This is a genomic window from Rhodopirellula maiorica SM1, assembly GCF_000346295.1.
GTDB lineage: Bacteria > Planctomycetota > Planctomycetia > Pirellulales > Pirellulaceae > Novipirellula > Novipirellula maiorica.
In genome coordinates this window covers 1-13,242 of the sequence record NZ_ANOG01000582.1, presented here as the reverse complement: position 1 = coordinate 13,242, position 13,242 = coordinate 1, and the positions used below count along the sequence as shown (strand labels likewise).

The following is a 13,242-nucleotide window of genomic DNA, read 5'->3' as shown; positions in this document are numbered from 1 at the left end:
AAGAACAGGAACCCCAACGGGGTTCAACAAAGCTTTGAAGTTGTCGCAGCGATCGCTCCGGCGCAGCGTCGCGATCGCAGAAAACTGTTAAGAGTTTCGACAGGGGGTGACTGGCCGTCGGTCGAAAGTCACATGCGTCTTTCCGCTACGCGAAAGTTCCAACATTCGCCGCGGCGGTGGTCGCGAATGAAAATTTATCTGTACAGATTCGCTCCATGCGCCATGTTCCACCGCATTGTGCCTTGGATACGGCAAGGGGTTGGCTGCCAGTTCCGTTGCCAGAGTCAGACGCGAAGCAGTGAGCGTATCTGGGCTTGCATCGCGTCGGGCGGAAGAGTGCCGTCGATGTTGAGCACTAATTCTTTGCGTTCGAATAGTCGCAGAACGGGTTTGGTCTTCGTGTGGTAATCGTTCAATCGACCTGCTAACGCTTCGGAGTTATCATCGGGGCGGCATACAAGTCCGCCACCGCACACGTCGCAAATGTCTTGAACCTCGGGGCGATGCGAGATCAGGTTGTAATCCAAGCCACATCCGCTACACAAACGTCTCGACAACACTCGTTCTCGCACCACTTCATCGGGCACTTGGATGTGAATCACCGCATCAATGTCATAACTTTCAAGAAAGAACCTCGCCTGTGACTCGCTGCGTGGAAAACCATCGAGAATAAAACCAAAGTTCCAATCATGCTCGTCCAGACGGCGATGAACAATGCGTTCCACGACTTTATCGCCGACTAAATTTCCCGAGGCAACGATCCGCTTCACCTGCGCGCCCAACTTTGTGTGGTTTTTGATGTGCCAGCGGAAGATATCTCCGACACTGATGTGGACCAAATCGAAGGCTTTGACAAGCAAGGCGGCTTGTGTTCCTTTTCCACATCCCTGAACGCCCATGATCACATATTTGTGCACAAATAGCCTCGGACAGTAACAAGTGTTCAACAAGTATTGAGAGTCGTCATTGGAAGTAGCGGATCACCAGATTTCCGAAATGAACGTTTGATCTTCCAGCGGTGGACGAACATAGGCGCCTTCGGTGGGGCGCGGCGGTAATTTAGGTGGCGTGGGCGTTAGATCCTTATACGGAATCATGCTCAAAAGATGGGTAATGCAATTTAATCGCGCGCACTTCTTCACGTCGGCCTTGACGACGTACCACGGTGCTTGCTTGATGTCGGTGTGAGCGAACATCGTGTCTTTTGCCCTGGAGTACTCAATCCAACATGAACGCGATTCAACATCCATTGGGCTCAGCTTCCAACTTCGGGTTGGATCTTTCATTCGTTTCTGAAACCTTCGTTCCTGCTCTTCGTCGCTCACCGAAAACCAATATTTGATCACCTGGATTCCCGATCGCACCAGCATCCGTTCGAACTCGGGACACGATCGCAGAAATTCGTGATACTCTGCATCGGTGCAGAATCCCATCACGTGTTCGACGCCGGCGCGGTTGTACCAGCTCCGGTCCATCAGCACGATTTCGCCTGCGGATGGCAGATGAGCGACATATCGTTGGAAGTACCAACTTCGCTTCTCTCGTTCGGTTGGCGTTCCTAATGCCACGACACGACAGATCCGCGGATTCAAACTCTCCGTGATTCGCTTGATTACACCACCTTTTCCGGCAGCGTCGCGTCCCTCGAAAACCACCGTGACTCTCAGCCCCTCGTGTTTTACCCATTCCTGCATCTTGACGAGTTCGACCTGCAGTCGCGCCAGTTCCTTCTCGTAAGTCTTTTCATCAATGCGGTGCTTTTTGGCTTTGACATCACCGGTTCCATTGACGACCAGATTGCACACGGCTGTACTACCTTGGTGCCCATTCTTCTTCTGTTTGTTTTTCACGAGAAGGCAATTCTCAAAATCAGGTTCACTGTCGCAGACAAATTCGTTGACTGCAAAGTCGATGCAGTTTCCATACCAGTGAACGAATTAGAGGTAAGTGTGCAAATGAGCCGCATATGTGCCAATTTGCACAAAAACGACAGCCGCCGGAGGATCGACATGCTTTACGATTCAGCAACGTGCTGCCATTCCAGGCACCTCGCACGTACTCGTTTGAGTAAAACCATTTCGCCGATATACGACGAAGTAGTGGGAAGAAAACGGCGTCGGTTCGCTGTTCCATAATGCATTGACCATGCAATAGCACTACAGCAAAGGTCAACTGTCAACCAAGTGCGAAGCCGCTAATCACAGCAACCAATTTTACCGAATCAGCTTTATGCCCGTTTGCATGCGCCGCGTCACGAGCAACTTTGAACGGTGAGAAATGGTTCAGCGTTATGAATTTTTCTTCGCACCTTTGCGTCGCAGATTGGATGCGTGGGAATTAAGTGTCGACGGAGCCACGGAGTTGTGTCACCGAGGGCGACGATGGTGATTGGTTTGGCTGGAAGAATTATGGCAGAATGATTGGGGGCAAAATGATTAGTGAAAGGCTGCGGTTTGCAAACGGTAGGCAATGCATTGATGAGTCCGATTCGACCGTCAGCAATTCTTTAGCCAGCTTCGCAGCCTTTCTGCTGACCTTCGACGAGTTGGCTGGAGATTCGTCCTTTTTGTAGGCGAAATGTCCGGCCTAATATGCCACGCAATTACAAAATGGACGCCTTCGGGGAGTCGGGCTCACACGACGATTGCCGTCTGTATAGACTAGACTTCGGCCTGAACCAGTGGATTCAGTATCCTATAGCGTGGAGTGAGTAAGCGCACCGCTCACATTGCTTGCGTCACTCCGCTGGACCCAGGAGTTCATGCGTTAAAAAAGTCCACCTCGCTGGCTCGCGGAATGGTCGTCCTGAGGTGAATTGATCTGCCACCCAATTTGCGGAGCAAACTTAATGATCCTGCTGTTGCCGCTTTTGCTCGCTTGTGCGTTTGCCGCGCCATCGACGCAAGCCATTTCAGAGCTGAATGAACTGTTGGACTCGCTGAGAGAAACGCATGCACCTGACACTCGAATCGAACTGTGGGATGTTCGGGTTCATGCCGCACAAGGGACCTGGCAGGTGCGAGGAAACTTGTCCAGCCAGAAGACGTATGATGCGGTTGAGCAAGCCCTTCAGCGGCAATTTCCAGAGGTAGTTAACGGATTGGTTTTGCTTCCCGAAAATGAGACGGGATCAATTGTCAATGCACTGGTGAACAATTCGGTGATCCATTTGCGTCGTGAACCGAGCAGCACCAAGGAACTTGTGACTCAGGCCCTGTTGGGCACCCCGGTGCGGATCCTGAAAACTGAGCGAGGAAAGTGTCTGATTCAAGTTCCCGACGGATACCTCGGCTGGGTGAATACAGCCGAAGTGCAGCGTGTCAATCGACAGGAACTGACGACATACAAAAAGTCCGAAAAAGTCATTTATAAGGTCCAGTCTGGACTGTCTTACAGTGCCCCGGATATCGAATCGTTGCCGGTAAGTGACCTCGTGATGGGGAACATTTTGTGCAAAGTCTCTGAGCAGGCTGGGTTCACCCAGGTCTTGTACCCCGATGGACGCCTGGGGTGGGTACGTAGTCACGAGCTGGTTTCGTCGGAGGCGATCTTTCATCAAAATACCTCGCAGGAAAATCTTGTTCAGACAGCGCTGAAGTTCCATGGGATTCCCTATCTGTGGGGAGGAACGTCGTCCAAGAACATTGATTGCAGCGGACTGATTTGCAACGTCTATTTCATGAATGGAATGCAGTTGCCAAGGGATGCAAATATGCAGGCCTTGATCGGCAGGGAACTGACGACCGACTTTGTTTCGGACGGCCTTGAGCCAGGTGATCTACTGTTCTTCGGCAGCAAGGGATCCGAAAGATCAGAGCCGAAGGTGAGCCATGTGGCCATGTACATTGGCGGGGGCGAATATATTCATTCCGCGGGTTACCGAGAACGGGTCAGCATCAACAGCATGGACAACACAAAACCCAATTTCATCGAGAGCTATCCGGCAATGTTCGTGAAAGCGGTTAGGATTGTTGGCGAGCCTTATGAAGGCTTCCGTCCAACGGCGAAGAATGCCTTTTACAATGAAATCATCAGGAGCGGCGAATGAAGAGCGGAAGAAGAGCCTTTCTAAGCGGTCTGGGATTGGCGTCCCTGGCGACTGCATTCCCACTGACCCGGTGTACTGCAAAGGATGGCTCCGCATCGCCCGCACCGGCGCGGATTGGGAACGGGAACATGAGTCTGAGCTTCCGGCCCTATGAACTGCAACTAGAACACACCTTTACCGTCGCTGGAAACTCTCGGAACACCACCCCCGTCGTGCTCGCCGAGATTCAGTACGAGGGAGTGACGGGGTATGGGGAAGCCTCTATGCCTCCGTACTTGGGAGAGTCACAGCAGTCGGTGATGGCTTTCCTGAGCAAAGTGAAGTTGGAGCAATTCAAGGACCCTTTTCTGTTGGATGATATTCTCGCCTATGTGGACTCGCTGGATGAAGGCAACCGCGCGGCAAAGGCCTGCGTCGATATTGCACTGCACGATCTGGTTGGCAAACTGCTAGACAAGCCGCTCCATAAGCTGTGGGGGATCAATCCGGCAAACACCCCCATGACCTCGTTTACCATCGGAATCGACACTCCCGAAATGGTGAAAACAAAGACAAAGGAGGCTGCCCGATTCAAGGTGTTGAAAGTCAAGCTGGGGGGAGGCAACGACCGGGAAATGATCGACGCGGTGCGTTCCGTGACCGACGTACCCCTCTATGTCGATGTGAACCAGGGGTGGAGCGATAAGCACAAGGCATTGGAGATGGTGCACTGGTTGGCAGAGCAGGGCACGGAGTTTGTGGAGCAGCCGCTTGCGAAGACCGCCGTGGATGATTTGGCTTGGCTGACGTCCAAAAGTCCGCTTCCCATCATTGCCGACGAGGCGTTTCAGCGTTTGGGCGATGTAGCCGACTTTCAAGGCGTGTATTCAGGAATCAATATCAAGTTGATGAAGAGTACTGGCTTGCGCGAGGCCCAGAAGATGATCACCGTGGCCCGAGCACTGGATATGAAGGTGATGATGGGATGTATGACGGAGACCTCGTGCGCCGTGTCGGCGGCCGCACAATTATCGCCACTCGTGGACTGGGCCGATCTGGATGGGAACCTTCTCATTACCAATGATCTCTACGAGGGGGTAAAGGTGATCGATGGCAAGCTGACACTCAGCGACTGGCCTGGCATTGGGATCCGAAAGCGGGATGCCTAATGCTTCGTCCCACCAGCCACGGTAGCGGGGATGCATGTAGCTTTAGGCGGAAGTTCAGAAGTTGCGCTTTTGTATCGAGGGGCAACGCCCCGGAAGTTTACCTAGCCCAGCCCAACGGGCTGGGGCCAAGAAAATCAATGAACCGTAAGGCCAACGGCCCGGTCGTTTATTCGGATCCATTGACGACTCCTGGCAAATGGCTGAATGGATGCGAATGCAGGAGGTTTTCCATCGATTAGCCGCTTTGGCGCTAGCCACGGTTCCGACATTCAACCGGAGCTAGCGATCACACGGCCAACGGAATTCTACGCCATGATTCCTTCCTACCCGGGTTGGCTGTTGGTATGGCAGGAAAATCAATGGCAGAATGATTGAGAGGCAAAATGATTAAGAACCCATCCCGCCTTGTTCCTGGAAATCATTTTGCCACGTGATCATTCTGCCAATGCCACAAGCACGGGGGCAGCGGTGGGGGCCTTCGTCGGCGCTGAGTCGGGGATTCGGTTTTGATGGGGGCGGTGAGGCTTGGTCAAACAAAAGGACTGGAGTGAGAACTTTTGCGCAAGGGGGAAGTGCCCCGACAACGTCGACTGTAGCACGAGACTGCGATTTGCCACGACATTATCCGCACCGATGGTCGTCGCACGCTATTTGATAATTCATTGCATTGCGAAGCTTTACGGATCGGATGAATGTTTCGCGAACCAAGGATCAAGACTCGCCCCGTTCGCACCCACAGCACAGGCAACGACAACCGCATCCGCTCCACCGCTCAGCACAGAAACGCCCCCATCCCCTTTAATTTGTCCGTCTATGAAAGAGGCCGCCTTGCGGCGGCCGATGGTAGCGTTGTTTTACTCCAGTTTAGCGTTGGGACCATTCACCAAAGAGACCTGAGCCATTTGACTTTGTTCTTTGACATCTTCATCTTTTCTCCCGCGGCGGCCTGTTGCAAACGGGGCGCAACCCGGTACGCACGATGAGGCGTTTTCTCTCGCGTCGCATTGCTCAGAACGTCAAGGATTCGCAAGAGTTCGGCCAGCGTGTCGCACAACCTACACTCGAACATCAACATGATGGATGCCTCGCTGATCGACCGTTCTTCGAGCAGGAAGGCTAAAGACCATATTGCGCTTTAGTGATAAGTTTTCCGTTTTGAAACATTGCGTTTGCGTTTGCCAAAAATACACCGTCCCACTTGTACATCACGGTTCGGATACCGCCAATTTCGCTACTGCTTAACTCTTCGCTTGGCGGGCCTATGATCGCAATTACTTCATTGTAGGTCATGCCTTCACGAACATTGGCCCAGGTCACCTTGGTCAGTCTGACGCGGTTTGCTTCTCGCTCGGCGGCTTCCTTTTTCGCATTGTCCAACGCTTGCTGCTCTAATTTCACAATTCGTTCATTTTCTGTAGCTGCTGCGTCCTTCGCGGATTTAATTTTCCGTGTGATTTCATCAAGATCTGGCATGTTTGGAGGCATTGAAGTAGCGCTTTCAACGATTAGCATACTATCGGCCAGCAGTTTCTTGAGACGATTATTTTCAGTTTGCCAGCTGGTTTCGTCTACTTCAAACGCCTCACGATCGGACTTTGACTTGGCAATGTAATCTTGATCATCTTTGCTTAGTTTCGCGATGGGGACGGTGACGATTTGAAGATCCGTTTTCCGTAGAGATACGCTAATACCATCGGTGCTAACGAATTCGGCTTTAGTCGTGTAATCACCAGCTGCCGCTTTCCAATTTCTCGGATAGTAGTCGACCAGTCTTGGGCGATCTAATTGATGCTTGTCGATGAGTGCATTTGTTTGTTCGATCAATTCAAGAGCGTTTGATCTTTCTTTTTGCAAAACTTCGTATTCAGCCAATTCGCGTTTGTACTTTTCCGTCAACCGCCGCATCTCGCTGTCAATTGCAACGCTGAGTTCTTCGGTCGAGTCAGGCAACACGTCTGGCGTTCTGAGTGGTTCATTTTGCGTTAGGTCGCTAGTGCTTGGTCTCTGTTTTACAGCCTCCAGATTAGCTTGTTGATTCGCCGAACCAGTGCCCAGCAACGCTCCGATGATTCCGAGACCGAAGATCATGAAAAAGGCTACTCCAGGGAACCCGACAATGAGTCCAGCGACGGCGGTTCCTTTGGGGCCTTTGGAAAACAATCCAAGTAACGAAAAAAACGCACCTGGTATGCAGAGCAATCCGCATGTGAACCACCCTAGCACTGAGAATATCAATCCAGCTAATGCCAATCCATTCGGTGCTGACTTCACAATGACCGTTCGTTGTGTGTTTGCCATTGCCTTATTTAGTTGGGGTAAGACGGAGGTTTCTGAGGATAGCTCAAATCAGTTGGGGGCAGGCTAAATAGTAGATGAACTATGCTTTGGTCTTGCAGGCGTTACAGGTATTATCGTCGGAAAAGTTGTCGCAAACAACTGGTCTCACCGTTTGGCGATTGGTCGAGGGAACCGATACACATCAACACATCGAGCGGATTCGGTTCCCGCAGTATCCGAAAAAAAGAACGGCTCGGTGGCTGCAACCATCGAACCGGCAAAGGACCCAAAGTACTAACTCCATAAGCAAGGAAAAGCTCGTGGATATTCAAAGCGACCAGGGCGAACATTACGATCGCGAATCGGCGTGGGAACGGCTCGAATCGAGTTGCGGTCCAATGACACGCACAACAGCGATCTCTCCGCCACAACGCAATGATTGGTAGGAAGATGGTGGTAGGGAAATTGAAAAGGTTTGGCGTTTCTTCCTGAGTTCTCCTTCCACGACACCTTACAAAACCCAAAGCCGCGCTAGCGGTTTATCGTGCATCATCAGCCGCGGCAGCGGCGAGAGCACTTAGCCCCATGCGTAAGCATGGGGAACGCGGGGCCACCAAATCTGAAAGCCGCGGCAGCGGCGACAGCAATCACACACCTCGCCAAGTTTGAAAGAAGCTTGGTTGGACAAAAAGAGTGATGACAGAATGATTGAGAGGCAAAATGATTAAGAACCCATCCCGTCTTGTTCCTGAAAATCATTTTGCCACGTAATCATCCTGCCAATGCCTCGCACGCAGGCGGCTGCGGTGGAGACTTCGCTCATCGCAGAGTTCGGGTTAGGCGGGTGCCCTGAGGCTTTATCAAGCAAGAGGGCTGGAGTGAAGTTTCCCGCTATTGATCTTTCGAAGGGCTATGGTGCCACGACAACCTCGACGGCAAGACGAGAGCGTCATTTACCACATCATCAGCCGCAGCGATGGTCGTTGCCAGCTATTTGATGATTCACCGCAATTCGAACGCTTTACGGACCGGATGCTGGATCTGTTAGACAGGCACTAGTTATCACGCCGCCCGCATCCGCATCACCGTCTCTGCTCAGCAAAGAGACGCCCCCGTTCCCATTGATATATCCCCCACCGTGGTATCGCTACCTTCATTTGACTGGCTGCGAAGGGACGCATCTAAAACAGGTAATTGTGGTAAAACAGGGTCACTTGCTGACCATTCCGCCGGCATTGCCGACGATGCACGATTTGATCCGCGCATGAAAAAGCCCCGTGAACTACGGGGCTTTTTGGATGCGGCCGAGAGGACTCGAACCTCCACGGGATTAACTCCCACTAGGCCCTCAACCTAGCGCGTCTGCCAGTTCCGCCACGGCCGCTCTTGTCGTGCTTTCGCTTAGCAGTATGCAGAGTTTTGCTTTATCGGCCGATTTCGTCAACTCCCCCAATCCGATTCCTTTTTTCGCATTCCCATTCCCTCCCATTTCAATACCGTTTGTGCCTGTTTTAACGACCAAATAACCTGCATCGGGCCTGCGATTTCCTGGCCCACTCGTAGTGTGTGACAGCCGAAATTGGGCACGCGGAACTCGCGTGGGAGGTTTGTTCTGGTTGCAAAACGTCGAAAATTTCGGCGACTTTCGCTGTGCACTTGGACGAAAGTCTTGGCGTCTTTCGCTACGACTTGACCCGCATTGCCGCTCACAAATCAAAGTTGACTCGCTTCCGCTTGCGGCCGTGGCCAATCATCGCGTACGCCCAGTCGGTATGCAGCACCTCGTCACCGCCGGCGAACTCGCGGATGATCCAGCCACGTCGTGCCGCAGGCGATCCCGATGGCGGCGATCGACGACGGCGATCAACGTTTTGTTGCTTCACGAAGATCGCCTCAGGCTTTGCCCGGACCAGCTGCTGGAAGTAACCGTCCGCAGACAATTCGTGGTATCGCAAGTCGATCTTCTTTTTCTCGGTCCACTCGGCCTTATCGCCAAGCGCATCGATCAATTGTTGCTTCGTCATCCAATCGACTCGGCCGACCGCCTCACTCGTTTCTGTGTGGTCTCGCCGAAATGCCGCCAGCACTGTGATCAGCGATTCCCATCGCTGCAGTACCGTTTCGGATTCGCCAAGCCATTGGTTCGATGTGCCGGCAACAAACTGCTTCGCCGCTTTAAAATACTTGTTTTGGATTTCGAGTGCCGATAATTCACCGTGCGACGTGGGCACGCTCGAAACCAAATTCCAATCGCTTGCGATGCGGTGGATCGAGGCGACACCGTTTTTCAGTACGGGCAAGTCCGCTACCACTCCGGCTTCGATCATGTCCAGTACCAATGACACCGAAGCAAACTTTACGTACTCGGCGTGATCAGCCATGTTGGAATCGGACAACCCGATTTGTAGTCGTTGCCGCTGCGCAAACATGACTCGCGTGGACGCCAACGACAGAAACGTTTTAGCGCAGTAATGACTCAGCCAATGTCCATAGACAAACACAGGCCGTTCGCCACTGAAACTTCCCATATCCGCGATCGTATCGATCGCCATCGCCTTGCTACTGAGTCGATAGCGTCCCTCGTAGTCAAGTGAGCCAGAACCGCAAAGTGCTAACCGTGACGCCAGCAGCGCTGTTAGATAACGACGCTGAGGACGAAACGCGATGTGCCGGGCGACAAAGCGTAGCACCAGAACGATAGGGAAATGAATCCATCGCAGTGCGGCTACGAAGAACCACGCCACGGGGGGCGGGACCGCATCGAAGGTCGTTTGCGGATCGCGTTCGGTCGGCGAATCGTCCTCGTCCATTGCTTCGGGATCAAATTCGCCGGAGCTGTGATCGCTGGAACTATGGTCATTGGAACCATGGTCATCGGCATCGGCGGTTGCCGACCGCAAACGGCTTCGTCGCTGTGCGATCCAACCAATCGACAACATCAACCACAGCAGCGGTACCGAGACGACCAAACTGATGACCTGCATCATCCACAACAAACAGACAAACAATCGATAGATCACAAGCCAGATGCCGGTGGCCACGACGGCCTCGTAGTTTTCTTGGCAGCCGTAGATGTGTGAATAGGAATCAGAGCTTGTTTTTTAGTACGCGGAGATCGTAACTGGTTTCTGATTCGGCGGTGGCATCGGCCACCAATTGATCGATCGACCGTTGGCAAGTCAGCAGCTCTTCGGGGCTTCGCACCTCCGGCGTGGCGATTTCGATTAGCCCGCCGGGCAGATCATGCATCGCAGGGTTGGATTCAAAGGTCACCGCGCCGCCGCTGGCCAAAAACATCTGCTCGCTGTCGAACAGTCCTTTGGCGGTCGGTTGATCGCGGCGAATCGCTTCACAGATCTGCTCGTAGACAAACAGAGACGCCGGTAGATCCTCGGACGACAAGTTTTGAGGGTCGACCGCCAGCGTGGCGTATTCGGTTTCCATCCCCATCAATCGCGAAACGAGCGCGGTGGTTCGCTGAGGTCGAACCGTCGTGCCGGGGGGGCGTTTGTCAGCGGAAGCACGTGCATTCACAAGCGTGACTTTGGAAAACCGAGGGCTGGGAGTGATGGAAAACGTAGCCGACCCGCCGCGTCACATTCTAGGGGGTAGTTTATTGAGGAGATAGACCGGGGTGGGAGGGGGTAGTGAGGAGTGAGGAGTGAAGGAGTGAAGGAGTGAAGGAGTGAAGGAGTGAAGGAGAGTGGGGAGTGGGGAGTGGGGAGTGGGGAGTGGGGAGTGGGGGGGCAATTTGGCGGCCATTGCAGTCCGCTTTTGTATAATAGGATACACGCCGCGACCTGATTCGTATTTCTGAGTTCGTTTTTCAAGGGAGACTGCGATGAGTGTGTCAAAGGAAGCCCCGCGCCGAGTCACGGCGAATGTGTCGATCGGTCAGTATTTGGTCCGGCGACTACGTGACTACGGTGTTGACGACTTGTTCGGTATTCCGGGCGATTACGTGTTGTCACTCTACAGCGAACTGGAAAAGAGTCCAATCAACGTGGTGGGGTGCACCCGCGAAGATTGTGCGGGGTTTGCCGCCGACGGCTACGCACGCATACGCGGGATGGGAGCGTTGTGTGTGACCTATTGCGTTGGCGGCTTAAGCGTTTGCAATTCAATCGCAGGCGCCTACGCCGAAAAATCGCCGGTGGTGGTGATCTCGGGGTCACCAGGGATCAAGGAACGCAGTACCGGCGCATTGCTGCATCATATGGTTCGCAACTTTCGCACGCAAATTGACGTGTTCGAAAAGTTTACGATTGCTGGCACGGAGCTTTCGGATTCGCTGACCGCTTTCTCCGAGATCGATCGGGTGCTCGACGCATGCGATCGCTACAAACGTCCAGTCTATATCGATGTGCCTCGTGATATGGTCCACGTCGTGCCACCGGTCACTCATGGGTACACCGGCGTGACGTTTCAGAACAGCGAGGAGGCGACTGAGGAAGCGATTCAAGAAACGGTGCGGCGATTGGCTAAGGCAAAGAACCCTGTCATCTTGGCGGGAGTGGAAATGCATCGGTTCCGATTGCAAGAACAACTGATTCAGTTGGCTGAATCCGCAAATATTCCGATCGCAACCACGATGCTTGGCAAAAGTGTGGTGAGCGAACGTCACCCGTTGTTCATTGGATTGTACGAAGGGGCGATTGGGGACCCGCAGGTGACTCAATTTGTTGAAGAGAGTGATTGTGTCTTGCTGTTGGGGACGTTTTTGACTGACATCAACTTAGGAGTTTTCTCAGCGAAATTAGATCCTGGGCGGTGCATTTTGGTGACAAGCGAAACGTTACGAATATCGCACCATCATTTCCACGATGTTGACTTGAAAGCGTTTTTGACAGGGCTGATAGACGCCGCGCCCCAAACGACCGAACGCAACACGGCGAACTTGATCCCGCCGCGTAACACCGAGTCGGCCGACGAAGCGGGAACCGATTTATTGCAAACCAGTTGGATGATTCGCGAGCTGAACAAGCGTCTCGACGAGGATACGATTGTGATTGCGGATGTGGGCGATTCATTGTTTGCGGCGACAGAATTAACCATCCACGAGCAAAGTGAATTTCTGAGTCCGGCCTATTACGCATCGATGGGCTTCAGCATTCCCGCGGCATTAGGGGCGGCAACGGCCAAGCCGGACCATCGAATCGTCGTGCTAGTCGGCGACGGTGCATTTCAAATGACAGGACAAGAATTGAGTACGCTGATCCGTCAGGGACACAATCCGATCGTGATATTGCTGGACAACCACGGGTATGGCACCGAACGGTATTTGCACGAGGGCGAATGGAAGTACAACGAGATCGCGAAGTGGAATTACGGCGATCTGATGAAAGTCTATGGAGGTGGAGTGAGCCATTTGGTGCAGACCAAATCCGAGTATATTGATGCGCTCGAGCGAGCGTGGAACGAGAACGATTCGCCTCATCTGATCCAGGCAAAGCTGAAAGAAAACGACGCCAGTCAAACGTTGCGAAAATTGGCCGAACGTCTGAGCAAATCGGTGGGGTAGTCAGCTGGCCTCGTAGCGGAAGTGGTCGCGCCGCTCCGCCATGAAATTCATCTGGCACCGGGAACTCTGGCGAGTCCCACTACGAAAACGAATTGTCGCGGTGCGGCGCGAGCCGCCCGGTTGTGGCGAGTAAAACGTTCGGTTTAGACCGGGCGGCTTGCGCCGCTCCGCTAAAAACGCCACCTCGTTGGGGCGAAAGTAAACGACGTTGCGTTTAACAGTCAGTCGAAGTCGCACTCGCGTCCGTG

9 protein-coding genes and 1 tRNA gene are annotated in these 13,242 nt (G+C 53.1%); 3 read left to right on the top strand and 7 right to left on the bottom strand.

Annotation, left to right across the window (positions count from 1 at the left end; translation table 11 throughout):
• Positions 1 to 284: 284 nt before the first annotated feature.
• Both RMSM_RS18585 and ppk2 read right to left on the bottom strand, forming a co-directional pair.
• Positions 285 to 917: an adenylate kinase family protein gene (locus RMSM_RS18585; protein ID WP_008699618.1), complete on the bottom strand. Its 633-nt coding sequence runs from the start codon at positions 915 to 917 to the stop codon at positions 285 to 287.
• A 63-nt stretch (positions 918 to 980) separates the two neighbouring features.
• Complete coding sequence (gene ppk2, locus RMSM_RS18580) at positions 981 to 1,850, bottom strand: polyphosphate kinase 2 (RefSeq protein ID WP_201767052.1); 870 nt, start codon at positions 1,848 to 1,850, stop codon at positions 981 to 983.
• A 1,178-nt stretch (positions 1,851 to 3,028) separates the two neighbouring features.
• Between ppk2 and RMSM_RS18570 the strand changes: the two genes are divergently transcribed.
• The gene (locus RMSM_RS18570) at positions 3,029 to 4,048 is read left to right on the top strand and encodes a C40 family peptidase (protein ID WP_236622199.1); all 1,020 of its coding nucleotides are present in this window, start codon (positions 3,029 to 3,031) and stop codon (positions 4,046 to 4,048) included.
• Positions 4,045 to 5,196 carry a dipeptide epimerase gene (locus tag RMSM_RS18565; RefSeq protein WP_040767993.1) on the top strand — a complete coding sequence of 384 codons (1,152 nt, stop codon included), beginning with the start codon at positions 4,045 to 4,047 and terminating at the stop codon, positions 5,194 to 5,196. The genes RMSM_RS18570 and RMSM_RS18565 overlap by 4 nt, the downstream gene beginning before the upstream one ends.
• A gap of 1,116 nt (positions 5,197 to 6,312) precedes the next feature.
• On the opposite strand, the gene RMSM_RS18555 is transcribed toward RMSM_RS18565, so the two are convergent.
• From RMSM_RS18555 to RMSM_RS43445, 4 genes are all read right to left on the bottom strand, one after another.
• Complete coding sequence (locus tag RMSM_RS18555) at positions 6,313 to 7,494, bottom strand: SHD1 domain-containing protein (protein WP_040767991.1); 1,182 nt, start codon at positions 7,492 to 7,494, stop codon at positions 6,313 to 6,315.
• Between the two features lie 1,278 nt (positions 7,495 to 8,772).
• Positions 8,773 to 8,857: transfer RNA gene (locus RMSM_RS18545), tRNA-Leu, on the bottom strand.
• Positions 8,858 to 9,179: 322 nt separating this feature from the next.
• On the bottom strand, positions 9,180 to 10,514 hold the full coding sequence (locus RMSM_RS18535; RefSeq protein WP_008699604.1) for a proteasome accessory factor PafA2 family protein: 1,335 nt from the start codon (positions 10,512 to 10,514) through the stop codon (positions 9,180 to 9,182).
• Positions 10,515 to 10,560: 46 nt separating this feature from the next.
• Entirely contained in the window at positions 10,561 to 11,007 is a 447-nt protein-coding gene (locus RMSM_RS43445; RefSeq protein WP_008699602.1) for a proteasome accessory factor PafA2 family protein, read from the bottom strand.
• 307 nt (positions 11,008 to 11,314) lie between these two features.
• Here RMSM_RS43445 and RMSM_RS18530 point away from each other — a divergent pair, with 307 nt between their 5' ends.
• Complete coding sequence (locus RMSM_RS18530) at positions 11,315 to 12,994, top strand: alpha-keto acid decarboxylase family protein (RefSeq protein ID WP_040767983.1); 1,680 nt, start codon at positions 11,315 to 11,317, stop codon at positions 12,992 to 12,994.
• On the opposite strand, the gene RMSM_RS42745 is transcribed toward RMSM_RS18530, so the two are convergent.
• Positions 12,995 to 13,242, bottom strand: a 248-nt coding sequence (locus tag RMSM_RS42745) for a hypothetical protein (RefSeq protein WP_040767981.1), incomplete at its 5' end; no start/stop codon positions are given. It lies immediately after the preceding gene.